This is a genomic window from Diplocloster modestus (assembly GCF_019042245.1).
Lineage (GTDB): Bacteria > Bacillota > Clostridia > Lachnospirales > Lachnospiraceae > Diplocloster > Diplocloster modestus.
This window is the reverse complement of the sequence record NZ_JAHQCX010000008.1, coordinates 142,959-167,773: the sequence shown is the minus strand read 5'-3', so window position 1 is coordinate 167,773 and position 24,815 is coordinate 142,959. Positions and strand designations below refer to the sequence as shown.

General features: G+C 48.9%; 22 protein-coding genes and 1 pseudogene. 18 read left to right on the top strand and 5 right to left on the bottom strand.

What is annotated here, in order from left to right:
- Positions 1–66: 66 nt before the first annotated feature.
- Together KTH90_RS13390 and KTH90_RS13385 are read left to right on the top strand one after the other, a co-directional pair.
- Positions 67–798 carry an XRE family transcriptional regulator gene (locus KTH90_RS13390; RefSeq protein ID WP_158355174.1) on the top strand — a complete coding sequence of 244 codons (732 nt, stop codon included), beginning with the start codon at positions 67–69 and terminating at the stop codon, positions 796–798.
- A gap of 65 nt (positions 799–863) precedes the next feature.
- Positions 864–1,343 carry a GNAT family N-acetyltransferase gene (locus tag KTH90_RS13385; protein ID WP_158355176.1) on the top strand — a complete coding sequence of 160 codons (480 nt, stop codon included), beginning with the start codon at positions 864–866 and terminating at the stop codon, positions 1,341–1,343.
- Here the strand turns inward: KTH90_RS13385 and KTH90_RS13380 are convergent.
- The 3 genes from KTH90_RS13380 to KTH90_RS13370 are packed head-to-tail and all read right to left on the bottom strand — an operon-like array spanning position 1,334 to position 3,348.
- On the bottom strand, positions 1,334–1,663 hold the full coding sequence (locus KTH90_RS13380; RefSeq protein WP_238726930.1) for a GGDEF domain-containing protein: 330 nt from the start codon (positions 1,661–1,663) through the stop codon (positions 1,334–1,336). The two genes, KTH90_RS13385 and KTH90_RS13380, sit on opposite strands and share 10 nt — an antisense overlap.
- Positions 1,664–1,667: 4 nt before the next feature.
- Positions 1,668–2,105: a PAS domain-containing protein gene (locus KTH90_RS13375; protein ID WP_158355180.1), complete on the bottom strand. Its 438-nt coding sequence runs from the start codon at positions 2,103–2,105 to the stop codon at positions 1,668–1,670.
- Positions 2,074–3,348: a family 43 glycosylhydrolase gene (locus tag KTH90_RS13370; RefSeq protein ID WP_158355182.1), complete on the bottom strand. Its 1,275-nt coding sequence runs from the start codon at positions 3,346–3,348 to the stop codon at positions 2,074–2,076. Before KTH90_RS13370 ends, KTH90_RS13375 begins: the two co-directional genes overlap by 32 nt.
- Positions 3,349–3,649: 301 nt before the next feature.
- Between KTH90_RS13370 and KTH90_RS13365 the strand changes: the two genes are divergently transcribed.
- The 9 genes from KTH90_RS13365 (at position 3,650) to KTH90_RS13325 (ending at position 13,679) form a co-directional block, all read left to right on the top strand.
- Positions 3,650–4,672, top strand: coding sequence for a LacI family DNA-binding transcriptional regulator (locus KTH90_RS13365; protein ID WP_158355184.1), 1,023 nt, complete (start codon positions 3,650–3,652; stop codon positions 4,670–4,672).
- Positions 4,673–4,813: 141 nt separating this feature from the next.
- A complete protein-coding gene (locus KTH90_RS13360) occupies positions 4,814–6,454 on the top strand; it encodes an ABC transporter substrate-binding protein (RefSeq protein ID WP_238726929.1) in 1,641 nt (546 codons plus the stop codon).
- A 357-nt stretch (positions 6,455–6,811) separates the two neighbouring features.
- Entirely contained in the window at positions 6,812–7,675 is an 864-nt protein-coding gene (locus KTH90_RS13355; RefSeq protein ID WP_158355188.1) for a carbohydrate ABC transporter permease, read from the top strand.
- Between the two features lies 1 nt (position 7,676).
- Positions 7,677–8,513: a carbohydrate ABC transporter permease gene (locus KTH90_RS13350; RefSeq protein ID WP_238726928.1), complete on the top strand. Its 837-nt coding sequence runs from the start codon at positions 7,677–7,679 to the stop codon at positions 8,511–8,513.
- 4 nt (positions 8,514–8,517) lie between these two features.
- Positions 8,518–9,816 carry an MFS transporter gene (locus KTH90_RS13345; RefSeq protein WP_238726927.1) on the top strand — a complete coding sequence of 433 codons (1,299 nt, stop codon included), beginning with the start codon at positions 8,518–8,520 and terminating at the stop codon, positions 9,814–9,816.
- A gap of 97 nt (positions 9,817–9,913) precedes the next feature.
- Positions 9,914–11,662 (top strand): alpha-L-rhamnosidase-related protein, encoded by a 1,749-nt coding sequence (locus KTH90_RS13340; RefSeq protein ID WP_238726926.1) that lies wholly within the window; start codon positions 9,914–9,916, stop codon positions 11,660–11,662.
- A gap of 8 nt (positions 11,663–11,670) precedes the next feature.
- On the top strand, positions 11,671–11,889 hold the full coding sequence (locus KTH90_RS13335) for a hypothetical protein (protein ID WP_158355195.1): 219 nt from the start codon (positions 11,671–11,673) through the stop codon (positions 11,887–11,889).
- A 43-nt stretch (positions 11,890–11,932) separates the two neighbouring features.
- Entirely contained in the window at positions 11,933–12,535 is a 603-nt protein-coding gene (locus KTH90_RS13330) for a hypothetical protein (protein WP_238726925.1), read from the top strand.
- Positions 12,459–13,679 carry an MGH1-like glycoside hydrolase domain-containing protein gene (locus KTH90_RS13325; RefSeq protein ID WP_238726924.1) on the top strand — a complete coding sequence of 407 codons (1,221 nt, stop codon included), beginning with the start codon at positions 12,459–12,461 and terminating at the stop codon, positions 13,677–13,679. The genes KTH90_RS13330 and KTH90_RS13325 overlap by 77 nt, the downstream gene beginning before the upstream one ends.
- On the opposite strand, the gene KTH90_RS13320 is transcribed toward KTH90_RS13325, so the two are convergent.
- Complete coding sequence (locus tag KTH90_RS13320; RefSeq protein WP_158355203.1) at positions 13,672–16,083, bottom strand: response regulator; 2,412 nt, start codon at positions 16,081–16,083, stop codon at positions 13,672–13,674. The two genes, KTH90_RS13325 and KTH90_RS13320, sit on opposite strands and share 8 nt — an antisense overlap.
- Positions 16,084–16,360: 277 nt before the next feature.
- On the opposite strand from KTH90_RS13320, the gene KTH90_RS13315 reads away from it, so the two are divergent.
- Entirely contained in the window at positions 16,361–17,821 is a 1,461-nt protein-coding gene (locus KTH90_RS13315) for a GntR family transcriptional regulator (protein WP_238726923.1), read from the top strand.
- A 111-nt stretch (positions 17,822–17,932) separates the two neighbouring features.
- Here KTH90_RS13315 and KTH90_RS25330 read toward each other — a convergent pair.
- A pseudogene (locus KTH90_RS25330) lies at positions 17,933–18,067 on the bottom strand (permease); the annotation flags it as partial.
- A 445-nt stretch (positions 18,068–18,512) separates the two neighbouring features.
- Here KTH90_RS25330 and KTH90_RS13305 point away from each other — a divergent pair.
- The 6 genes from KTH90_RS13305 to KTH90_RS13280 all read left to right on the top strand — a co-directional run bounded on the left by KTH90_RS13305 (position 18,513) and on the right by KTH90_RS13280 (position 24,783).
- A complete protein-coding gene (locus tag KTH90_RS13305) occupies positions 18,513–19,748 on the top strand; it encodes a nucleotidyltransferase (protein ID WP_158355207.1) in 1,236 nt (411 codons plus the stop codon).
- 91 nt (positions 19,749–19,839) lie between these two features.
- The gene (locus KTH90_RS13300) at positions 19,840–20,343 is read left to right on the top strand and encodes an SEC-C metal-binding domain-containing protein (RefSeq protein WP_238726922.1); all 504 of its coding nucleotides are present in this window, start codon (positions 19,840–19,842) and stop codon (positions 20,341–20,343) included.
- Position 20,344: 1 nt separating this feature from the next.
- Positions 20,345–21,097 (top strand): YdcF family protein, encoded by a 753-nt coding sequence (locus KTH90_RS13295; RefSeq protein ID WP_158355210.1) that lies wholly within the window; start codon positions 20,345–20,347, stop codon positions 21,095–21,097.
- Between the two features lie 117 nt (positions 21,098–21,214).
- On the top strand, positions 21,215–21,673 hold the full coding sequence (locus tag KTH90_RS13290; protein ID WP_158355212.1) for a C-GCAxxG-C-C family protein: 459 nt from the start codon (positions 21,215–21,217) through the stop codon (positions 21,671–21,673).
- An 827-nt stretch (positions 21,674–22,500) separates the two neighbouring features.
- Positions 22,501–23,496: a phosphate acetyltransferase gene (gene pta / locus KTH90_RS13285; RefSeq protein ID WP_158354113.1), complete on the top strand. Its 996-nt coding sequence runs from the start codon at positions 22,501–22,503 to the stop codon at positions 23,494–23,496.
- Between the two features lie 90 nt (positions 23,497–23,586).
- Entirely contained in the window at positions 23,587–24,783 is a 1,197-nt protein-coding gene (locus KTH90_RS13280) for an acetate kinase (RefSeq protein ID WP_158354114.1), read from the top strand.
- Positions 24,784–24,815 lie beyond the last annotated feature (32 nt).

Genomic DNA, 24,815 nt, shown 5'->3' with positions numbered 1-24,815 from the left:
CTACAACTGTTAAAAATTGTCCAAATTTGGAATACTGAGGATGCGTAAGAAAGAGAGACAAAGGAAATGGATCATAAAAAATTGAAAGAAATCATGAGAGCGAGAGGATTTACGCTGGATATGCTGTCACATGCCAGTCAAATTCCGTTGAGTACGTTGGCTAAAATTGAAAGCGGGATTACGAAAAATCCAGGCTGCCAGGCCATAGAGGCGATTTCAAATGCGCTTCGGTGCTCTATGGATGAGCTGTTTGACAGAGAGACAAGTGTCCCTTATGAACTGGAAGAATATTATTACCGTTATAATAAGCTGCCAAAACACAGACAGGATTACATAAAATTTTTAATTAATGTGGAATACGACCGCATGATATATTTGAAAAACAAGGATAAAACCGTGATCACCTGCTATGAATTCCTGAACTGGCGGGGTGAATTAGCGGAATGTTCGGGCAAGAAATTATATATGATTGAAACGGATTACAATGCTTTGACTGTGCAGACGACCTTCTGTGTCTACATGAATACGGATAAGTTTATGCCCTTTTTCTTCCCAGATTCCATTTTGTGTTTCCAGTATATAGACGATTATTTTCCCAAACACGGAGAAATCTGGATGTTTCTAAAAGACGGGTATCTCATGGCCCGGCGTGTTTATAAAAATAAGAATTTGATTCTATTAAAAGCCCTGTACGACGAGGAGGAAGATATCGATATCACCAACAATTACAAATTTAAGAGAATCGGCCGCTATATCGGTACACTGAATCAAAAAGACATTCAATTACAAAAGCCCTGAGATAAACGACAAATAGTAATAAGAAGAATAAACGAAGACAGCCCAGCTGTAGAAAAGAGGACTTTATGGAGATTCGAAAAGCCACAATCAACGACCTGGACACCATTGCATTATTATTCCAGGAAGCAAGAAACTTCATGGCAGAGAATGGAAACCCCGATCAATGGGGAACTGCCTATCCGCCAATGGAACTGATGATTGCCGATATAAAAGAGGGAAACAGCTATGTATGTGAGAACGGCGGGGAAATCGTTGGAACCTTTTATTTTAAAAAGGGAGTGGAGCCAGCTTACCGGAAGATCTATGAGGGAAGCTGGCTCAATGAAATGCCCTACGGTATCATTCACCGGATTACCTCAAAACAAGGGACCAAAGGCGTAGCCTCCTTCTGTATTGGATGGTGTTGTGAACGGTGCGGTAGCATAAGGATCGATACCCACAGGCAGAATATCCCGATGCAGCGGGCTCTGGAAAAGAATGGTTTCACGCGCTGCGGAGTGATTTATCTGGAAAACGGATCTGAAAGAATAGCGTATCAAAAATAACGCAGACACCCGTTGCCGCCGTTGTGTTTCACTTCGTACAGAGCTTGGTCGGCTTCCTTATAGAGCTCCTCGAAAGTGGCTGCATCCATCGGATAAGTGGACATGCCCAGGCTGATGGTAATCTGGCGTGTAAGACCGGTCAGCCCGGTCAGCCCGGTCAGACCGCCGATCTTGACGCGCAGCCTGTCGGCAATCTTAAAGGTCGCTTCCGCAGAAGATATATTTATCACAAAAACTGCAAACTCATCACCGCCCATCCGGGCGAACAGATCCGAGGAGCGGAATTCAGCCTGCAGGATAGCGGCAATATTCTTCAGCACTTCATCACCCAGTACATGAACAAAGATATTGATTTTTTATATCTTTCCCGGCAAATTCTATCTGTGTGTATCCAATCTGGCGGTAAAATTCGTGATTGGCGAACAGTACACAGATACCGTCGTCTACAGAAGCCCGAAGCACACCGGCCGGGATATTCCAGGCGATGGTACCGTCCTTTTTTCGAATCCGGTATGTAATTTGGATAGGTTCATCCCGGGTAAGATTTTCGATCGCGGATGCGATAACAGGCAGATCCTGTGGCAGAACAAGTTTAACCCCTTTTCGGTAGAATGGAGCTTCCAGGCTTTCGGCCCCGGAATATCCAGTCATGCGGTAATAGCCCTCGGAGGCAGCGATAATTCGCATTCCGTCATCCACTGCCAGCCGGGCGGTACCGCCGTTTACTGTGTTAGTCAGCATTTCCACTTCCACAGTCTCCATAAAAGCAGAATTCCTTCACGTCCATAAGCCGTCTCTTAAGGTCGTTTCCCCGAAAGACCAGATACAGAGTCTTTACTCCGGTGACGGGGGTTAAGGGACAGCGGAAGGTACGGTAAATGTCCCAGCCTCCGGTGGGGGTGACTAGGCAGGAGCCCAAAAGCAGGGAGTCGGCCCAGATTTCTACGGTCCCGCCGTTGATGGCGGCGGCCGCTGTTATGGAGAAACTTTTGGGGGCATCAAAGGAAAGGTAGCGGTAGGCTGCCCAGCTGCCATTGGTGGCGTGGCTCAGGATTTCCGTTGTGTTATCTGCGGCAGGAGAAATAAACAGACCATGCATCATTTGGCAGGCGAGGGCCGCAGATATGGGGACTCCGGCAGAGAGGGGAGGCTCAGCCCCCTGACTGGTCATGGGGACTTCCGCTATGTATCCTCGTTCGTCAAAGAAGATGGGTTCTATGCATACACGGCGGTTGAACTTAGAATTCTGGGAAGAACGGTGGTAAAATACGTACCACTGGCCTTTGTATTCCGCCATGCAGCCGTGATTGTTCCAGGTGTTGGGATCACAGTTGATGTTGTCAATGATGACGCCTCCTTTCTTGTAAGGACCGAGGGGAGAGTCGGACATGGCGTAGGATATGCAGGTTGCCTTACCTCTGGAAATATCAGTGTATAACAGATAGTAGATGCCGTTCCGCTTTCTGATCGAGATGCCTTCATGGAAGCCGTGATTTTTCTCATCTATGATGCAGGTGTTCAGGGTGGATACGTCCAGGGTTATCATATCCGGATTTAATTTTGACCCGCGTAAATGAAACTGTCCCCAGAAGTAATAAGCCTGTCCGTCGGTATCGATAAATACCGCGGGATCAATGCTGTCCCGGTCGGCAGGGGTGATCGGAACCGGGTGATGGAAAGGACCTGCCGGGCTGTCGGATATGGCGACTCCTTCATAGGAACCGGTCATACAAAAGTACAGATAGTAGGTTCCGTCCTGGTATATGCAGTCCGGAGCGTACAGAAGATGCCCTTCAGAAGCCCAGGGAATATCCTGGCTGCGCAGCGCAGCGCCGTGATCTGTCCAGTGGACCAGGTCATCGGTGGAAAAAACATGCAGGATATCAGAACAATAGGTTGTTTCCCGGCTGATGTCATAAGAACCGTAAAGATATAGCCGGCCGTCAGGCATGACCCGCGCTTCGGTGTCCGGAACAAAATGCCGGATAGGTAATAATGGATTCATAATACATTCCTCCTGTTTTTTTAGAATATTTTATCCGCGATATAAGATGAAAGTAGCATGCTGCTGGAAAAAAGTCAATTAAAATATACACGTGTAAAAAACGCATTGACAAAGATTACGTGAAATGCTATGATAATTACGATGTTAAATATAAAAATACATAAATATATCCATAATTAAACTTAAAAATCGTGTAAAAACACGATGATTTGTGAAAAATATAGGGATGATATAAAGAATGAAGAGAATATAGATCTTCTTTTCTTTTTGAAAATAATTTACACGCATAAATTATTGGAGGATGGTGACGATCTTGAAAGTGACGAGAGCGGATGTGGCAAAGCTGGCGGGAGTATCTTCCGCGACTGTATCAAATGTATTGAACGAGAACAATAAGGTAAAAGAAGAGACGGCGGTCCGGGTCCGGGCTGCGATTAAGGAGCTGGATTACCGGCCGGATATGATCGCCAGGAGTATGGTAATGAAGAAAACCATGCAGATCGGTATCGTACTGGAGAATATTTCCAATCCATTCTTTGGGGATATTGTCAGGGGGTTCGAAAGCGCGGCCAATGAGAAGGGATATTTTGTAAATATCTGTACCGGTTTTAATAAATTGGACGATTATTTTGATAATTTTATTATCCGGCGGCTGGATGGTGTGTTTGTCACGGCGATACCATATAAGTTCAAGATCGAAAAACTATACCATCTGGTGGACAAAGGGATCAAAGTGATCGTCAGCGGCAATGTGGGGGCTGATTTCAGAAAAGTGTCATCGATAGAAAATAACCATATCGAGGCTATGCATATCGCGATGCAGTACCTGTATGACCTGGGACACCGGGATATCGCTTATCTGAGCGGATTGGGAAGAAACTTACCCTATGACTTAAGAAGTATCGGATACCGGGAGATGGTGGAAAAGTTACATCTCCCCTGCAAAGACAGTCTGCTGTTCGATGGTAAATTCCCTTATTCCACGGATATGATGGATGGCTACCACTATGCGAATGAATTATTGGACTCCGGAAGGGAATTCACAGCGGTCATCTGTGTCAATGACCTGATGGCATTAGGAGCCATGAAGGCGCTGAAGGCGAGAGGACTTCGGATTCCGGAAGATGTATCGGTGATGGGATTCGACGGGATCGCCTACGGACAGTACTGGGAGCCGATACTTACATCCATGTCCATGGATAAGATTCAGTTTGGGAAGAAAGCATTCGAGCTGCTCTATACAAATATGAGCCGCGGCAGCACAGGATATTTTCAGAACGATCTGGAACTGATGGAAGGGCAGTCAACTGCAAAATGCAGATGATATAAAAAAGAAACGGGTGGCAAATATACCACAAGGAGGTGAAAACTGCGCGCACTGTATCATGGGACCGGTGGAACGATTACCAAGTAAGCCAGTGAAAGAAAAGATGCGATAGGCCCGTAAGAGAAAAGGAGAAGAAAAATGAGAAAAAGAAACCGAAGCTTAGCTTTTTTGTTAGTGGGGGCTATGACCGTATCGGCCATGCTCGCGGGCTGTGGAAGTAAAAGTGAAACGCCTGACACAGATACGCCGAAGGAAACAGCAGGTACGGCAGAACAGACCGGGGCACCCGCACAGGCTTCTGATGCAGCCTGGGACAGCTCGAAGGAAGATACCATTGTATTGAGCGTCATCAACAACTACTATACGGCTGGCCAGAAAAAACTGGCGGAAGAATATATGGAACTTCATCCGGAGACGAAAGTCGTAGTGGACGTAGTATCGGATAACGATGCCTATATGACCAAAATGCAGACTGCGTTCAGCGCGGATCAGAATGATGCGCCGGACATCGTACATGGTAACTTTGTGGTAAATGCATTGACTGCCAGCAGCTGGAACGTGGCGTTTGAAAAAGGCTATCTGACGGATCTGGCTCCTATGCTGGACGAAGTCAATCCTTATAACGACGGCAAACTGGTCCGGGACGTATTTGACCCCAACGACCTGGCCATAGCACTGAATAAAACAGGCGGATCGAAAATGGGAATCCTGCCCTTTGATAAAATCGGCGTCGCATTCTTCTACAATAAAGATATCTTTGAGAAAGAAGGCGTGGCGGTACCTGAGACCTTCGAGGATCTGATCGCGGCCTGTGAGACATTCCAATCCAAAGGATACCAGAATCCGATCGCAGCCGGCCTGGAATCCAGCTGGTTCCTGAATTCCATCGCGGACTCCGGATACCGGATCATAGAAGATCAGTTTTTGACACAGCCCGGGGATGCGGTGTGGGATGAAGCGACCATGACAGCCAACGAGGGATTCAAATGGGATCCCAGCAATTTGAAATGCGATAAAGACATCGTCAATAACGATGAGAGAATCGCTATGTACCGGAAAGAAAACAGTGTGAACACGGAACTGAACAAGACGATCTGGGATACCTTCAGCAAGGTTGCAAAATTCTTCCCGGAAAACTGGGTGGGAGTGGACAGCAACCAGATGATCACCGACTTCGAGATGGGGAACTCCCCTATGCTGCTGCAGGGCAGTTTCAATGCGGGTAAGATCCTGGACGACATCAACCAGCTGCCGGCGGATAAGCAGTTCCAGTGGTCCACCTTCCAGTTCCCATCCTTCAAAGATGCGCCCCAGGGATTGGAAAATACCTTGAGGGGACTCTTCGTACTGGGGAATGAGATGGCGGTCGTTCAAAAAGACAGCGAGGACCATATGGCCAGAGTCAAGGATTTCTACAAATTCTGGTATTCTCCGAAGCAGGCCCAGACCACCTATGAAGAAACACTGGCGAGTGGAAACTTTATCCAGGGCCCCAGTGTAATTGCGGGGGTTACCTTAAGCGCGGAACTGCAGGAAAAGTTAGACGGCTTCGTACCGGAGGGAACCGCGAGGGACTGGGACGGCCTGACCGGATTCACCAGAGTTACCCAGGCGGATATGCCCAAATTTTATGATCTGGTGAATTCCCTGAGCAGAGGAAAAATTGATGCTGGCGAATTCCTGGAGCAGTTAAAGCCCTATTATGACAAGTATTCGGATGAGGGCATCGCGAGTGCCGGATTTGATCTGGACCCCGCGACCCTGGATACGGCGAAATAAAAAAGTGATTCACTTTCCTGATGAATGAAAAAGAGTTTCGCTTGCGAAACTCTCCGCCTGCGGCGGGCCGCGCAAGCGGCATCTTCCTTTCCGCCGCAGTGCGATCCCCGCGGAGCGTTTTTTATTTCATAGGAGCACTTTCCTATGAAATAAAAAATAGCTCCTGCCTTTCGCGGGCAGGAGCTATAAAAAACTGCTCTCACAATATATTGGGACCGGTGGAACGATTACCCATAAGAGAACAGCATGTTTATTATAGCAAATACGATAAAAAGAAGCAACTGGAAAACGGTAATACTGTGAAATGGTAATACCGGATGCAGATAGGCCGCAGGAACTGCGGCACTGGAGGAGTTTATGAAAAAAACATTTTGTGCAAAGATGATTCCTTATCTGTTTATAGCACCTACGGTGATTCTGCTGGCCGTATTCTCTTACTATGCCATAGGAAACGCCGTATTTACCTCCTTTACGGATAAAAGCTCAAATTTTATTGGAATTCGGAATTATGTGGATGCGTTTCACGATGACATGTTTCTGACATCCTTTAAAAATCAGGTCGTGATTACAGTGGCAGCCGTATTCTTCAGCGTGTTCTTCCCGCTTTTGGCTTCGGAACTGCTGTTTTTTATCAAACATAAGAAAATATCAGGTTTCCTGAGGACCGCGTTTGTCATCCCGATGCTGGTTCCCTCCATTGTGGTAATTCTGATCTGGAAATATCTGTATAACCCGAACTTTGGATTTAACACCATTCTGCAGAAAATCGGCGCCGACGGATGGATACATAACTGGCTTAACGATGAAAAAACAGCGCTGTTCGCCATCGTGCTGATCGGGTTTCCCTTTGTATCCGGCATGTATTTCCTGATCTTTCACTCGGGGATCAACATGATCGGGGAGGAACTCTATGAGGCAGCCATCGTGGACGGAGCGACGAGTTGGAATGTGGTAAAAGACATTCATCTGCCCAATGTCAGACCTTATACAAAAATCGTAGTGACCCTTTCCCTGATCAACAGCCTGTCGGGCTTCGGCCTGGTGGCGGCCACGACCAACGGAGGGCCGGGCTTTGCGACCATGATACCCGCCCTTCAGATGTACAAGGTAGCGTTCGGAGACGGGAACTTTGGATACGCTTCCGCGCTGGGAGTGGTCTTGTTCCTTGTGATCATACTGCTTACCATGATTTCCAGAAAATTGTTAAAGGATGGTGACTGACGTGGGAGTAAAGAGAAAAATAACGCCGGGCTATGTCGTGTCCAGGCTGGTTGTCATACTGCTTTTGATTACTACGGCATTTCCGTTTTTGATGCTGATGAATATGTCCTTAAAGCCCAATGTCATGATTACCAATGATTTTCTGGGCCTTCCGAATCCTGTGTATTGGATTAATTTCGAAAAAGCGATGAATTTTATCTTCAAACCGGTATTAAATTCGATCTATGTGTGCGGAATTTCCCTGTTTTTTATTATTATCATCGTGGCACTTTCCGGCTACGCGTTCGGACGGATGGAATTCAAAGGCAGAAAAGTGCTGTATTCCCTGATCCTGGCGGTCATGATGATCCCCTATACTTTGCTGATCATTCCGAACTTCCACATTGTAAAAGGGCTGCACATTGTGGATACGTTCTGGGCTTTGATCATCCCTTACGTGGCCGGCCAGCAAGTGATGGGTATTATTCTGGCGGAATCCTTCTTCCGGGAACTGCCCGGTGATATCTTCGAGGCGGCCAGGATCGACGGAGCGGGAGAGTTCGGTATGTTCGCCAGAATCGCCATGCCGCTGTCCAAGCCGATCCTGATTACCGTGGGAATCACCTCGGTAGTCGCTATGTACAATGACTATATCTGGCCCACCATCGCCATTACCGGTGGTGATGATGTTAAGACCTTCTGCCAGATCGTATTCAACAACGCAGCCGGAAAAGGGACCAACGATATGGGATTGATCGCCGCCGCCTTTATCATCGGTACCATTCCTCTGCTGATCGCGACGGCAAGCTGCCTGAAATATTATGTACAAGGAATGATGGTGGGAGCCGTAAAGGGTTAAGCGTATGAAAAGTGAGCGTCAGAAGGACGCGGGGCCATTCCGTCCGGAACAGAAACGGTTTCTTGCTTCCCAGGTGATGGCATCCGTATATAACAGCCTGGTTTCCGGGGTTTTGATGACCGGTTTTTTGCTGTATCTGGGCGTGGCGCCTTCAAAAGTAGGTGTCGTGCTGTCTATCCCTCTGCTGGCCAATATTTTTCAGTTAATGCTGGAACGTATCTGGTCGAGGCTTCCGGACTCCGGCAGGACCATTAACCGGTTGGTATTCACGGGAAGAATGCTGATCTTGAGTATTATCCTGATCCCTTTGCTCCTTCCGGGCCAGGATGTGCTGATAGCAGGCTCACTAAGCGCCCGAACTGCGATGGCGGGAGTAATCCTGGCATTTGCCTACACGATCGCCGCCAGTTCCGGTATCCGTTTGAATTATTGGATGGTAAATATGGTGGATGCCGATATACAGGGAACATTTTTCGCCAGGCGGGACCGGATCGTGGTTGTGATTACTACCGTGCTGTCTTTCCTGGGCGGTATTCTGATTGATGAATTGAAAGCAAATGAGAGGGAATACATTGGGTTTGCTGCGGTGTTTTTGGCGGCTGCGGTGATTGCCGCGGCGGATTATGCCATTATCCGGAAGATTCCCTATGTGGAAATGCACCCGGTACAGGAAAAGCAATCTTTTCTAAAGTATACGGGCTGCCTTCGGTCGGACCGGCGGTTCGGGATGTTCCTTTTTTATATGTTCTGGCTAAACTTTGCCACCAATATGGCAAATCCATATTATAACGCATATATGCTGGATCAGCTGCATTTATCATTTACCCACGTGATGCTTTTGACATCACTTCAGGTATTGACACAGATGCTCGTCGCGCCGATATGGGGGAGAATCGCCAACCGGATTCATTGGAACCGGATTCTGTTGGTTACCACCGCAGCACTGGGTGTCCAGTTTTTCATATGGCCTCTTGTGACGTCACAGTCAATGGGGCTGATCCTGGTGATCTTTCTCACCAGCGGACTAATCTCTACCGGGCTGGTTACCTCTCAGTTTATGATACCCTATGATTATATAAAACCGGAACGGGCTATGGCCTATCTGGGACTGGCCACCGCGGTAACCGCCTGCGGAGGATTTATCGGGAGTTTTACCGGTTCCAGGCTGATTTCCTGGATGGAGCAGGTGACGCTTGTGATCGGCAGGATGGTCTTTGGTTCTATGCAGATCAATATGATCATTTCCGGGATCCTGATTCTGGGCTCCGTATGCTATGCCCGCCGGATGCTGAAGTGGAAATAAGGCGCAGTAAATGCGCTACTGGAGGAACGGCTGAACAGAAGTTCATCCATACCTGAATTAAAGCGCAGTAAATGCGCTACTGGAGGAAAATATAATAATGAAGATGGAAAGTAATGGGGGTCAAAGTTTTTTTGACTTCAATGATAATAATATCCGGCCGGCTGCGGATGTGGATGTAAGAAAACGCATCTATCTGTGTCCCCGGAAAATACTGTGGCAGACAGAAGAGGACGGTGCGCAGGTGGAAAACAGCGGTGCGCTGCTGCTGGACCGGTCTGTGCAGATCTCTTTAGAGGCTACGAATCCCTGTATTCTAAGAAATAACGGGAAAAAGGCCGGTGTGCTGCTGGACTTTGGTGTGGAGATCCATGGGGGGATCATCATATCCGCTTGGAAAGAGAATAAGGGAGCGGGGACAAAAGTCAGGGTCCGCTTCGGGGAATCTGCGATGGAAGCCATGAGCGATATCGGAGATGACAAGAATGCTACCAATGATCATGCCAATCGGGATATTATCACGAATATCAGCAGTATGAGCATGACACCGGTGGGGGAGACAGGATTCCGCTTCGTTCGGCTGGACCTGATGGAAGAGCAGGCAGAACTGGTCTTAAAAACCGTGAAGGCAGTGCTGATTATCAAGGATGTTCCGTACAGGGGGAGCTTTCAAAGCAGCGACGAGCTGCTGAACCGCATCTGGTACACAGGAGCTTATACGGTCCATCTGAACATGCAGGATTATATATGGGACGGGATTAAAAGGGACCGGCTGGTGTGGGTCGGAGACATGCATCCGGAGATCACTACGATACAGGCGGTATTTGGTTCCGATCAAAGTATCACCAGGAGCCTGGAGTTCGTAAAAGCAGAGACACCGCTGCCGGGATGGATGAACGGTTACCCGGCCTACTCCATGTGGTGGATTCTGATCCTCCATGATTATTTCCTGCACACCAATGACCTGGAATACTTAAAGTCCAACCGTGAGTACCTGCTGGGACTCAGTGATCAGCTCTCGGCGTCCATCGATGAAAACGGCAAAGATACCACCCCGCAGATCCGTTTCCTGGACTGGCCCTCCCATGCGGACACTGTGGTGGTGGATGCCGGACTCCAGGCACTGCATACGATTGCGGCACAGAAGCTTAAGAGGATCTTTCAGATCCTGGGAGAAAAAGAGCATGAGCTGCGCTGCGGGGAAGATCTGATGAGACTGAAAAAATATCCGGCCGATTATAAAGAGTCCAAACAGGCCGCCGCTCTTCTGGTCATGGCAGGACTCCTGGACGCAAATACCGCCAACGAGAAACTGTTAAAGGCAGGCGGGGCAAAGGGAATGTCTACCTTTATGGGATATTATATTCTGACTGCCCGGGCGATGGCGGGGGATCTTACGGGATGTCTGGACTGCGTCCGGGATTACTGGGGCGGGATGCTCCGGCTGGGAGCCACGACATTCTGGGAGGATTTTGATGTGGAATGGATGGAGCATGCGGCTCCGATTGACAGTCTGCTCCATAGTCCAAAGGAGGTGGACATTCACGGGACCTTCGGGAGATACTGTTACAAAGGGTACCGGCACAGCCTCTGTCATGGATGGGCGTCGGGCGTCACTCCCTGGCTGACAGAGAACGTCCTGGGCCTGAAAGTGCTGGAGCCCGGGTGCAGACTGATCGAGGCCGAACCAAAACTGGGCGATCTGAAATGGGTGAAAGGAAGTTTTCCGACTCCCTGCGGTGAGGTCTGCATTCAGGCCAGACAGGATGAGGACGGTACGATACATGCCAGTGTGAGCGCGCCGGATGAAGTCGAGATCCGAAAAATGCCGGGAATCTGCTGGGAATAGGAGGTCATATGGTAAGAAAAGATCATACAATCATAGACCGGACAGAATGCAGAGATTCCATCGGAAGCGGTGGGCCCTCACACATAAAAGAGATATTGCAGCAGTTCCGGAATCCCGGTAAGGAATATTATGCCAGGCCATTCTGGGCCTGGAATGGAAAACTGGAGGAACAGGAACTGCTAAGACAGATCGATATTATGCGGGAAATGGATCGATATCTGTTTTGAAAAAATAGACATTCCTGCGCATGTGGTGAGAAAAGGACGGAATGTGATCCGAATAGAACGATACTACGGAGCCGGCTCCGGCATCGAAGCCGTATATCTGCTGGGTACATTCGGTGTCTATATCAAAGAGGGAACAAAGGTGGTGCTGGATGAGCTTCCGCAAGAGCTGAAATCCGGTGACATTGTTGTCCAGGGACTGCCTTTTTATTCCGGAGGGGTGATTTACCGGATTCCAAATCTTATGGGAGAATGTATCAGGATTGGCAGCCCGGAATTTGAAGGGGCCTGTCTCGTGTATGAGGGGAAAGACAGGCAGCTTGCAGCCTGGCCGCCGTATGACAGAACGGTAGAGGATTTAACCGGAATGCGGGTGGAATTGACGAGACGAAATACATTCGGTCCCCTCCACCGACTGCCCGGGAGGGCGTATGCCTACGGCCCGGAAACATTTCTGACAGAAGGCCAGGAGTGGCAGGATAGCTATGTACTGCTGCCACAGGGGTTAATGGAATCGCCGCGGGCATGGCGTTTGGCGCGGGAAGAAAATGGTGCAAAGGATGGTGCAAAGGATGGAGCAGATGATGAAGCAGACGATGGAGCAAATGGAACGAACGAGGATGGAGAAGATAGCGTCCGGCCTGACTGAAAAAGAGCGCATCCGGATTGAGAAACTGATGGAAAACGGCTTGGCAGTAAATAAGGAAACAGGGCTTGCGTATTATACGGGCTATGCCAACACTACGTTATATGACTGGGATCAATATTTTGAAGGAATCGTACAGCTATATATGGGGCAGGATACGGTGCGTATGAGAAATGCGGTCCTGGTTTATTTGGCCTTCCAACAGGAGGATGGATTCACCAAAAGGGCGATACAAAACGGTTATTCCGGGGAAGAGGATTTCGAAATGGTAAAACCGTTCCTGTCCCAGATTACGCTGTTATGTCTGCGTCATGACGGGCATCTGGACTGGCTGGAAGAAGAGAATTACAGGAAACTGCAAAGATCCCTGGATTATTGGCTTTATGCAAGGGACCCGGATAAAAACAATCTGTCATACTGGAGAAGCTCTGTGGAAACCGGTATGGACGATCAGCACGAGCGGGCTGGTGTATGGCGGTCTGATTACTGTGAGGGAGTGGACCTGAACTGCCACCTGTACAGGGAGTGTCTGGCGTTGGCCCAGATCTGCACATTCCGCGGGGATACGAAGAGAGCTGAGAAGTACCAGAGGATCGCAAAAACTAGAAAAACAGCGGTACTTTCGATGTGGGACGAAGAGGACAGTTACTTTTATGACCGGGATATGCGGTCCGGCGAGGCGATCCGGGTCAAATCCATATCCGGACTGCTGCCGCTATGGGCCGGGATCGCTGATCATGAGCAGGCGGGCCGGCTGGTTGAGCAGCATATCCTGAATACGGAGGAATTCTGGCGTCCATATCCGCTGCCGGCCCTGGCGGCATCCGAGCCTGGCTACAGTCCGGTTCACCTGGACGGGGATATCGGCTGTAACTGGCGGGCCGATACCTGGGTACCCACAAACTATATGGTTATGCATGGACTGATGGCATATGGGTATCCGGATATTGCGCTGACGATTGCGGTTAAGACACGGGAACTGATTGATAAATCCGGAGACCGGGAATATTATATCACCGAAACCGGAGAAGGGACGGGACTGAACCCATTCTGGGGATGGTCTTTGCTGGGATATTTTATGGCGGAGGAATGCAGGAGCGGGTATAATCCCATGGAAATTTACTATGATCATTTCATTGTCATCTAATATCTTTCAAACATTTCCCCAATGTCCGGTACAGTTCTTCCACATCAATGGGTTTTGCCACATGGGCGTCCATGCCCGCGGCCAACGCCGCATCCACATCTTCCCGGAAGGCGTTGGCGGTCATGGCGATGATCGGGATCGTGCCGGCATTGGGGTAAGCGCAGCGGCGAATCGCTTTGGCCGCCTGGTAACCGTCCATCTCGGGCATCTGGATATCCATCAGGATCGCGTCACCGGTTCTCCCTTCAGAGCTTTGAAACCAATCGACCGCTTCCTTCCCCGTGTGAGCACAGTCCACCGCCGCGCCGGCCATACTCAAAATCTCCACAGCAATTTCCAGATTCAGATCATTGTCCTCCGCCACAAGAATTTTTCTTCCGGCCAGCGAATTCGTTTTGAACAATGCATGAGGTTTGGGAAGCGGCGCTCCCATCTCGGTTGCGGCCATCAGAGCGTTATACAGGGAGGACGCGAACAGGGGCTTTGAAAGGAAGAGATTAGCACCAGCCTCCCGGGCAGCCGTTTCGATTTCACTGTAGTCATAAGCTGTAATAATAATGATGAGAGTATCCGACCCGACGATCCGCCGGATCTGGCGGGTGGTTTCGATGCCATCCATCTCCGGCATCTGCCAGTCAATGAGGCAGATATCGTAGTTTTCCCCCGCGTCATAAGTCTGGCGGATCTCCGCAACCGCCTCCCTGCCGCTTTGCACCCATTTGGGTTTGATGCCGAATTTGTCCAACAGCAGGGTGGCATAGGTACAGTCATCCGGATCATCATCGCTCACCAGGACCCGCAGAGTACCCATGGTGGGATAGGTCAGAGGCGGCTGTCTTTGGGATAAACCAAAGGGAAGCTCCACTGTAAAGGTAGTACCTTGATCCAACACACTTCTCACAGAGATGGTACCGTCCAAAAGGCCGACCAGGTTCTTCGTAATCGGCATCCCAAGTCCTGTGCCGCCGATGGTGTTTTCCTGTTCAAATGGCTGATAGAGCCGTTCTAAAAATTCTTCGCTCATGCCCCGGCCCGTGTCACTGACGGTAAAGCTCAGCTTTATGCTGTTGTCGTGCCGCTTAAGTCTTTTTACCTCCAGTTGTACCTTTCCATGCTCCGGCGTAAATTTCACCGCGTTGGACAGGAGATTGATTAAGATCTGGTTGACCCGCATGGAATCTCCCAACAGTTCTTCCTCCGCCATATCCTGCACAGATACCTTGAAGCCGAGCCCCCGCGCAGCCGCCTGAGGATAAATGATCGTGGAGACGGAATCTAACACCTGCTTGAGATAAAAAGGAGCATGACTGATGGTCAGCTTACCGTCCTCGATCTTGGACATATCCAAAATGTCGTTAATAAGAGCCAATAGATGTTTGGAGGAGAAACTGATTTTTTCCAGGCAATCCTCAATGCGGTGCTGGTCATCCAGATGTACTGCGGCAATGGTTGTCATACCGATGATGGCATTCATCGGTGTACGGATCTCGTGGGACATCCGGGACAGAAAATCCCGTTTGGCGGCATTGGCTTTCTGCGCACTGAACAGGGCGTCCTGCAACTGTTGTTTCTGTTCCTTTAGCTTCTCCTGCATCTGACGCAGCTCCGTTAGGTCGGTCACGTCGATATAGGTCAGCAAATAGACCGGAGAGCCATCAATCCAGTCTACACAGTCGCCGTTGGCCTGCATGAAGAGAGATTTTCCCTTCTGGTTTTGGAGGATGGCAAGAAACCGGACGTGTTCGCCTCGCTTCACCTGTTCCATCTGTGGGATGATCGATTCCCTGTTGGACTCCACATTCATCCGAAAGAGCTGATCGTCCGAAGAACGGGTCTGGGTAGTCCCAAAAAACTCTGTAAATTGTTTATTTGCCTCCAGAAGCTCTATATGGAGGTAATCCCTGATCAGATATTTAGCCACGAAGCCGGGAATATTGTTGTAGGTGATAGACTGGGCCTGCTGCATCTTTACCGTGTCATCAATGTTAACAAGTACGGAATAGGCAACCGGATAGCCGTCGTACATGTTTTTGGTAATTACACCGTGCAGCTGTACCCAGATGTGCCCGCCTCCCTTGACCGGCATCCGGGTAGTCAGGCCGTACTCTGTTTTTCCCGTTTCAATGGCATCCAGTACGACTTCCTGAATTTTATGCAGCTCCTCCTCGTAATGATGGTATGGATAATAGAGGTCCGGACGGTTATGGAATAAAGCCTCATATTCCGCCTTGGGATAACGGATGAGCTGATAGTAAAAGGCGTTACTCCAGATAGCAGTAAAATGTTCATCCAGAATATGTTTACTGACACTCACCTGCATGGTGTTCATCAGCAGCTCATAGTCCTCAGATACATCACCGCCGGTCAGTTCCACCCCACAGTTGTTTTTCAATGGTTGAGCCATATGCAGCCTCCTTATGTTAGAATTCCCCAAAGACCCCTGCTGGTGATATGGGCAAAAGCTCTTAAAAGGAAATCGGTATACGCTTTCCTTACTCACTTACCAATAAAGTATAACAAATCAGGATACAAATAGCAACTGTACAAATATAGGTTAAAAAAAAGGATCATGACCATGCAGCAGGATTCTTCCTTGGGTTCGGGAATATACCTAAAATTCTTCAAAAAGGTAGTTAAGTATGGTATAATTTCCTTGATTTAAACAAAGGGAGGAGATTACTTTGTCAAAAGGTAGAGAGTTACAGCAAATTATTTATGAGCTGCTGAAGACGCAGATCGAGTTCGGGATGCATAGATACGGAGATTCTCTTCCAACGATTAAAGATGCGAGCACCTATTTTTTGGCTTCGATTGATACCGTACGTCTTGCATACCTGCGGTTGAAGGAAGAAGGATATATTACCCTGAGAACCTGTGTGGGAGCCACGGTAAAGATTCAGTACACGGACGAGGAAATCCGGCAGAATTTCGGTTACTACTTTTCCTGCCGGAAGGAGTCACTACTGGTTTTTTCGCAGTCGGTAGGGATACTGGCTAATTTTGCACAGTGGTTTGCGTTAAAGATTGCCACCCGGGAGAATCTCGATGAGTTAGAACGGCTCTCCAGACAAAAAGATATATCACCGATATACAGAATGTCACGACAGCTGCAGCTGCTTTATAGTCCACTGGGCAACGATTTGCTTCTGCAGCTTTTGTGGCAGATGTTCCTGTACTTTCAAGCGCCTCTCGTCAGCATCAGTCAAAACTTACAACCAATAAACGCGGGCACCAGTCCTTTCCTCAATATGATCAGCTCGGTTCGGGAAAACGATTGGGAATCACTCTGGGATGCTGTGAAATTGAGCACGGAGAAGTATTCTGACGGCCTGCGCATATTTTATAATAAATATATCCCTCAACATAGCAGTTGCAAACAAATTGATTTTAGCTGGAGTATTTATAAAAAGACTTCTCAGGTCTGCTATTCACTGTGCATGGATTTATTGCTGGCGTTCTATGAGGGGGTCTATCCTGTCGGAAGTTACCTGCCCTCCCCCAAAAAACTAGCCGCGGAAAAGCAGGTCAGCCTCAATACTGTCCGCCGGACAATAGCACTGCTCAATAAGCTCGGTGCCACGATGTCTGTCAATGGAGTGGGAACAAAGGTGCTGCCGCCTCTGAACGGTGCTGAAAATTGCGACTTTATGGACCCTTTGATTCAAAAACGTCTGCTGGAGTTTCTTCAGAGCCTCCATATTTTAGCATTTTCCTGCCGGGACTGCGCCCAAATTACCTTAGATTCCATCAGCGGCCGTTCCCGTGGGCAGTGGCTTCAAAAGCTGGAGAAGATCAAGCAATCCGATATCTATGACAATCTGATATATACTAACTATGAATTTATTTCTCTTCACGCCCCCTATCCGGCAATCTGTGCGGTATATGCCGAGCTGACCCGCCAGCTTTTATGGGGCTTCCCGCTGCGGAATCTGCATGGGGACAGGGAGCAGACCAACAGCTACTATCTTCCTTATCTGGAGTCGCTGATCGATTTCCTGGCCCGTGCTGACACGGCCGGCTTCTCCGCCTGCCTGGAGGAGTTACAGATTGCAGAGACCGGGTATGTCGCACGATATTTAAGCAGACTGGGGATGCGGGAAGCAGCAGCGATTGTCCTTCCATACAGAGGCGATATCGTATAGAATACTTTTTCCAACGTTCATCTTGAAGTGTTAGCATCACAGGTGATATCACAGCAGCACGCCCTTTTCCCTTCTTTGTTTTTTCCGAACAGTCCCATTGTAGATTCCTCCTTAGATTAACAAAAATTGAAACGCATGAAACAGATAGCCAACGATTAAGATGCCCACGGTACAGATACCGATGAACAGGACAAGAAGTTTCGGTTTGACGGCCTTACGAAGCATAATTATGGATGTCAGGGTTACCTTAGATTTCTATTATAAACGCAGTGATAAGAAGGATAAGGAAAGTATCAGATCGAACTTACACTTTTGGTCGCACTTTTGCCCGTACAAACAGCGAAACCCCTGATAAATCAAGGGTTCCGCTAAAAAAAGGGGAGGATAAGTATTAATTTGTCTTTCGTATTTCCCGCTGCCTAAGGGGGGGATGCGGCAGCGGCAAAGAGCATACGCAATTGTTAATCTACAAACAACCTGACTTCGCTGTCAAATCATCTGTGAGATTAATCATATTATAGGAAGATTTTTTGACTTTTATACAAAAGTTGTAAAAAAAATTAAAAAATTTATTTTTCCCCGCGTTGACAGCATAAATAGAAAGAAATAAGATAATAACATCTTAGATCATTTTCCACGGTTCAGGATAATTGCACCCTAAGTCAATCGGAGAGAAACGGAGTAGGTAACCATGAAAACAGTAGGAATCATCGCGGAGTACAATCCGTTTCATAACGGCCATCTGTACCACCTGCAAGCAGCTAAAGAAAAGACCGGGGCCGACTATGTAGTCGTAATCATGAGCGGAAACTTTCTGCAGCGCGGAGTTCCTGCGCTCATAGATAAATATGCCCGCAGCAGGATGGCGTTGTTAAACGGAGCAGACCTGGTGATTGAGCTGCCGGTCTGTTACGCTGCCGGCAGTGCCGAATATTTTGCATCCGGCGCTGTTGCGCTTCTGGACAAACTGCACGTGGTGGACTACCTGTGCTTTGGCTGCGAGACGGAGGAGGATACCCTTCTAAGCAAAGCGGCTGCCATCCTGGCAGATGAACCGGAAGAAATCTCCGGCCTCATACGATCCGCGTTAAAGGAGGGACTGACTTATCCGGCTGCAAGAAGCCAGGCCCTTACCACCTGCCTGGATAATCCACAGCTTGCCTGTATATTGGATCAGCCGAACAATATTCTGGCCCTGGAATACCGGAAAGCACTATATAATAGAAAGAGTTCGATCACTCCCATATCGGTAAAGCGCATCTGCGCCGGTTACCACGACAGGTCCATAGACCAGCCGGTCTGTTCCGCCACCGCTATCCGCGAAACCCTGCACAGCGGCGGAATACCCGAAGATTTCAGAGGCCAGGTTCCGGAATCTGTATTTGAAATCCTGGGGCAGGAATACAGGAGCACCTATCCGATCTACGAGGATGACTTTTCCTCCATGTTAAAATACAAGCTGCTCTTAAGAGGACAGACTCCCATCAGTGAGTATCAGGATATTTCCGGCGATCTGTCATACCGTATTCAAAATGAACTAAACCGTTATAAAAGTTTTAGTTCCTTTGCGGACCACATCAAAACCAGGCAGCTTACCTATACCCGTGTCTGCCGTTCACTCCTTCATATCCTGCTGGAGATCCGAAGGGACGATGTGACAGAGTGGGTGCAGAATGGTTACATTGGTTACGCTAAAGTCCTTGGACTGCGCCGTTCCGCCGGGGAACTGTTATCGGCCATCAAGGAAAAAAGCGAGATCCCCATGGTTACCAAACTGTCTGGAGCCAGGAGTCAGATGGATGAAAATTTCTATCGGATGCTGGAACAGGACATCTGGGCATCCGATGTCTACTACACCGCGGTCACGGATAAATACGGAAAAGATTTCCGAGGTGAACTGAACCGTGAAATATCTTTTGAAAAATAAAGTAAAATGGTATATACTATAACCGTTAATCAAAATCTAATCTTATGACTGCCGTCTGGCTGCTCATAGGAGACACGAAGGAGTAAGAAATATGGGATTATTAGATCAATGGAGAGACAGGGCATATGATCAGAATGCCGACAAAGCAAAATTACAGGATTTCTGGACCGAGTACTTCCAGATTGAAAAAGGAATCTATGAGCAGCTCCTGAATGACCCGGACACTACGGTAACCGGAACAGTCAAAGAGCTGGCAGAAAAATACGAGATCGATGTAATGACTATGGTAGGATTCCTGGATGGAATCAACGATAGCTTAAAGAACCCTAATCCGATTGAGGAGATGGAAGAGGACACCCGGGTCAGTCTGGAATTCGACAAAGAAAAGCTCTATAAAAATATGGTAGACGCCAAAGCAGACTGGCTCTATGAACTGCCTCAGTGGAAAGAAATCTTCACAGAGGAACAATTAAAGCAATACTATAAAGAGCAGAAGGCAGCCCAGACATTCCGGCGGGAAGGCCCCAAAGTCGGCCGCAACGATCCCTGTCCCTGCGGAAGCGGTAAAAAATACAAGAAATGCTGCGGAAGATAAGATGGGACTTTTCTTTCTCCTATCCGGAATCGTGTTTCTTCTATATTATATTACTATAATTATATACGCCGGCTGGCGGGCCTCTTTTTCCTGGCTCTGGCTGGCCGGCGGAATCATTTTCATCGGCATATACGCGCTGCTGGAATACAAAAAACACCATGCTCTATCCATAAAGCTTCCAAACTGGGCGGGCATAAGCCTCATAACCTTCATCGTTGCCATTCTATTGATCTTCGGCATCATTGAAGGTTTTATCATTGGAGGAATGAGCCAGGAGACCACAGAGACCGTGGATTACACCGTAGTGCTGGGGGCCCAGGTCAGAGGCAGCGTTCCCAGCAAAGCCCTCCGCCACCGTCTGGATGCGGCCTACGCCTACTACCAGGAGCATCCGGACACTATCCTGATCCTCTCCGGCGGACAGGGGACAGGGGAAAATATCTCCGAGGCCCAGGCCATGTACGATTACCTATATGAAAGAGGCATCCCGGCGTCCCACATGCTGCAGGAAAACCGGTCCACCAACACCGCCGAAAACCTGGAATTCAGCATAGCGCTCATGCAGGGAGAAAATCCATCCGCAACCGTCGTTACAAACAACTTCCATATCTACCGGGCCGTCAGCATCGGCCGAAAACAGGGACTGACCCAAATAAGTGGTATCCCCGCTCCCGGAGATCCGATCCTGCAGATCAACTACATGGTTCGCGAGTGCTTTGGCGTCATCAAAGACAAACTCGCAGGCAACATGTAACCATATCAACCCGGTACTAATGTTCAACACTGCCTATATATTGCAAAAAAAGATGCAAAAGATGCCGCATAAATATAAGAATAAATGACGCTGTAAATGCGTCACTGGAGGAAACAAATGAAAAGCAGAGTCAACGAAGCCGTCCGTCTGTTCAAGGAAGGCTACAACTGTTCCCAGGCAGTTTTCGCAGCATACGCAGACCTTTTCGACATAGACCAGGAAACCGCTCTTAAGATATCCTGCGGCTTCGGCGGAGGCTTCGGCCGCATGCGGGAAGTCTGCGGAACCGTCTCAGGCATGACCCTTTTGGCCGGCATGTCAAACGGCAATCCCGACAGCAAAAATCAGCAGGCCAAAAAAGAAAATTACGAATTGGTCCGCCGCATGGCGGAAGAATTCAAAGAGCAAAACGGTTCTATCGTCTGTCATGAGCTCCTGGGCCTGAGCAAGCCGGAAACAAGCGCCACCCCCGAAGAACGTACGCCCCAATACTACCAGAAACGTCCCTGCGCAGAGTTAGTCGCCATGGCAGCCCAGATTGTGGAGAACACTCTTTTCCAGGATAAGATGGATTAAATGATTTTATTATCATTAGGGGGCCGGAGCGTGCAGGCGCAGGGAGCGGATCCGGGGGCCGGACTTTGCAAGTAATGGAAGCCTAATCGCATCGGCCAGACCTAAGAACGGATAACTCCGATGACAGGAGAACCTCTTATTGGCAGGGCCCGGAACAAACTCGCCACAGGGCGGCTCGGACAGTGTTCCAGGCCCTGCGAGGTTCTCCTACCATCTACGTAACCCGTTCTAAGGCCTGTCTTCAAGCGATCAGGCTTCCATTACTTGCAAAGTCCGGCCCCCGGAACCGCTCCCTGCGCCTGCACGCTCCTACGTTAATGAAGCATGAGATAAAGGGATTCATTTGACCATGAAACTTAGCCATTAAGGCCCAAGGGAAGAGGGAGACGCGGCTGCGGACTGGCAGGGAGGGGCAGATCCCGCGGGGGCATATCGCTTGAGGCCGGACCTTAGAACGGATTACGCAGATGGCGGGAGAACCTCGCAGGGCCTGGAACACTGTCCGAGCCGTCCCTTGGCGAGTTTGTTCCGGGTCCTGCCAATAAGAGGTTCTCCCGCCATCGGAGTTATCCGTTCTTAGGTCCGGCCGAAGCGATATGCCCCCGCGGGATCTGCCCCTCCCTGCCAGTCCGCAGCCGCGTCTCCCTCTTCCCGCCCCTATAGCAGCAAATTTACCAAGCAGTAAATATCAAGCAGTAAATCCTATAGCGTACTGCGAAAAATACAAGGTTTTGCCTTTACGTTCTATTTTAAAAGGGGTATAATATTGATAACTGTGATAAAAGGGGCCCTGTGATGGGGGTCGAAGGAAAGGAGCCATATTGATTATGGGATTTATTGACACGATTAAAGAGAGGGCAAAGGCGGACAAAAAGACGATCGTTTTGCCGGAGACAGAAGACCGGCGTACTTACGAAGCTGCTGCTCAGATTTTAAAAGAGGGGATTGCAGACCTGATTCTGGTTGGCAGCGAAAAAGCGGTTGCAGAAGTGGGACAAGGTCTGGATCTGACCGGTGCTGTGATTGTTGATCCGGCCACGTCGGATAAGACGCCCGCATATATTGACAAGTTGGTTGAGCTAAGACAGGCAAAAGGCATGACCAGAGAAGAGGCAGAAAAATTATTATTGAATAATTACTTATATTATGGAGTGATGATGGTTAAAATGGGAGATGCAGACGGAATGGTTTCCGGTGCCTGTCATTCTACCGCAGACACTCTGCGCCCTAGCCTTCAGATCCTGAAGACAAAACCGGGAACGAAACTGGTCAGCGCGTTCTTCCTGATGGTTGTTCCCAACTGTGAATATGGCGCGGACGGCACTTTTATATTTGCGGACAGCGGCCTGGAGCAGAATCCGGATCCTGAGAAGCTGGCGGCGATCGCTGCTTCCTCCGCAGAGTCTTTTGAACTGCTGGTACAAAAAGAGGCTGTCGTTGCGATGCTTTCTCATTCCAGCAAGGGAAGCGCTAAGCATGCGGACGTGGACAAGGTAGTGGAAGCGACCAGAATTGCAAAAGAAACACATCCGGAATTGAAACTGGATGGAGAACTTCAGTTAGACGCAGCCATCGTTCCAAGTGTAGGGGCTTCTAAAGCGCCCGGCAGCGAGGTGGCGGGAAAAGCGAATGTTCTGGTATTCCCCGATCTGGATGCCGGAAATATCGGATATAAGCTGGTGCAGCGGCTGGCGAAAGCGGAGGCTTATGGCCCGGTAACCCAGGGGATAGCGAAACCGGTCAATGATTTGTCCAGAGGCTGCTCCGCGGAGGATATCGTAGGGGTTGTAGCGATTACTTCCGTACAGGCACAGGTAAAATAAGAAACCGGACGGCAGAGCAGGTCTCCTTATAAATAGGGACAGAAGATAGAGATTAAAAAAACAGGATCTGAATTCCAGGAGGAAGATAGAATGAAAATATTAGTAATCAATTGCGGAAGCTCTTCTTTAAAATATCAGTTGATCGATATGGATACCGAGGGAGTAATCGCCAAGGGTCTCTGCGAGAGAATCGGAATCGACGGCAGCAGGATCGTTTATCAGCCGGCGGGCGGTGGGAAGACCGTGACAGAATCCCCGATGCCGACCCATACCCAGGCAATCAAGATGGTAATCGACGCGCTTACGAACCCCGAGACTGGTGTAGTGAAAAACATGGACGAGATCGGAGCGGTAGGACACCGTCTGGTACACGGCGGCGAGAAGTTCGCCTGTTCCACCATCATTGATGACGAAGTAATCAAAGCAGTGGAAGAGTGCAACGAGCTGGCTCCTTTACACAATCCCGCAAACCTGATCGGTATCGCAGCCTGCCAGGAGATCATGCCCAATACTCCCATGGTTGGTGTATTTGACACCGCATTCCATCAGACCATGCCGGAAGAAGCTTTCCTGTATGGACTTCCGTACGAATATTATAAAAAATATAAAGTCAGAAGATACGGTTTCCACGGAACCTCCCACAGCTATGTATCCAAACGGGCTGCTGAAGTCCTGGGGCAATCTTATGACGGCTTAAAGACTATCGTTTGCCACCTGGGCAACGGAGCATCCGTATCCGCAGTAAAGAACGGCAAATCCGTAGACACTTCCATGGGACTGACCCCTCTGGAAGGATTGATCATGGGAACCCGTTCCGGAGACATCGATCCGGCTATCATGGAATTCATCATGAAGAAGGAAAACCTGGATATCGATGAGATGATGAACGTATTAAACAAAAAATCCGGTGTTCTGGGTGTCTCTGAGATGACCAGCGACTTCCGGGATCTGGAGGATGCATATCTGGCAGGAAATCAGGATGCGATCCGCGCCATGAAGGTATTCGCTTACCGTGTAGCGAAATACATCGGCGCTTATACGGCGGCTATGAACGGTGTAGACGTGATCTGCTTTACCGCAGGACTGGGCGAGAATAACCGCTATGTCCGCAACGACATCTGCGCATATCTGGGATATCTGGGCATCGAGCTGGATCAAGAGCAGAACGCCAAGAGAGGCGAGGATCTGGTGATCTCCACTCCCGATTCCAAGGTGAAGGTTATGGTCATCCCTACCAATGAAGAACTTGCCATCGCAAGAGAAACTCTGGCCCTGGTACAGAAATAAAACAAAAACAGCCTCTTTGTTTGTCAACGACT

Excerpts from the sequence above, each read along its gene's own strand:
- KTH90_RS13370 (WP_158355182.1), bottom strand. The coding sequence starts at position 3,348 with ATGAATCCATTATTACCTATCCGGCATTTTGTTCCGGACACCGAAGCG.
- KTH90_RS13320 (WP_158355203.1), bottom strand. The coding sequence starts at position 16,083 with ATGGCTCAACCATTGAAAAACAACTGTGGGGTGGAACTGACCGGCGGT.
- pta (WP_158354113.1), top strand. The coding sequence starts at position 22,501 with ATGGGATTTATTGACACGATTAAAGAGAGGGCAAAGGCGGACAAAAAG.
- KTH90_RS13365 (WP_158355184.1), top strand. The coding sequence starts at position 3,650 with ATGGTGACGATCTTGAAAGTGACGAGAGCGGATGTGGCAAAGCTGGCG.
- KTH90_RS13375 (WP_158355180.1), bottom strand. The coding sequence starts at position 2,105 with ATGGAGACTGTGGAAGTGGAAATGCTGACTAACACAGTAAACGGCGGT.
- KTH90_RS13360 (WP_238726929.1), top strand. The coding sequence starts at position 4,814 with ATGAGAAAAAGAAACCGAAGCTTAGCTTTTTTGTTAGTGGGGGCTATG.
- KTH90_RS13305 (WP_158355207.1), top strand. The coding sequence starts at position 18,513 with ATGAAAACAGTAGGAATCATCGCGGAGTACAATCCGTTTCATAACGGC.
- KTH90_RS13345 (WP_238726927.1), top strand. The coding sequence starts at position 8,518 with ATGAAAAGTGAGCGTCAGAAGGACGCGGGGCCATTCCGTCCGGAACAG.
- KTH90_RS13325 (WP_238726924.1), top strand. The coding sequence starts at position 12,459 with ATGGAGCAGATGATGAAGCAGACGATGGAGCAAATGGAACGAACGAGG.
- KTH90_RS13385 (WP_158355176.1), top strand. The coding sequence starts at position 864 with ATGGAGATTCGAAAAGCCACAATCAACGACCTGGACACCATTGCATTA.
- KTH90_RS13295 (WP_158355210.1), top strand. The coding sequence starts at position 20,345 with ATGGGACTTTTCTTTCTCCTATCCGGAATCGTGTTTCTTCTATATTAT.
- KTH90_RS13300 (WP_238726922.1), top strand. The coding sequence starts at position 19,840 with ATGGGATTATTAGATCAATGGAGAGACAGGGCATATGATCAGAATGCC.
- KTH90_RS13390 (WP_158355174.1), top strand. The coding sequence starts at position 67 with ATGGATCATAAAAAATTGAAAGAAATCATGAGAGCGAGAGGATTTACG.
- KTH90_RS13355 (WP_158355188.1), top strand. The coding sequence starts at position 6,812 with ATGAAAAAAACATTTTGTGCAAAGATGATTCCTTATCTGTTTATAGCA.
- KTH90_RS13290 (WP_158355212.1), top strand. The coding sequence starts at position 21,215 with ATGAAAAGCAGAGTCAACGAAGCCGTCCGTCTGTTCAAGGAAGGCTAC.
- KTH90_RS13335 (WP_158355195.1), top strand. The coding sequence starts at position 11,671 with ATGGTAAGAAAAGATCATACAATCATAGACCGGACAGAATGCAGAGAT.
- KTH90_RS13280 (WP_158354114.1), top strand. The coding sequence starts at position 23,587 with ATGAAAATATTAGTAATCAATTGCGGAAGCTCTTCTTTAAAATATCAG.
- KTH90_RS13340 (WP_238726926.1), top strand. The coding sequence starts at position 9,914 with ATGAAGATGGAAAGTAATGGGGGTCAAAGTTTTTTTGACTTCAATGAT.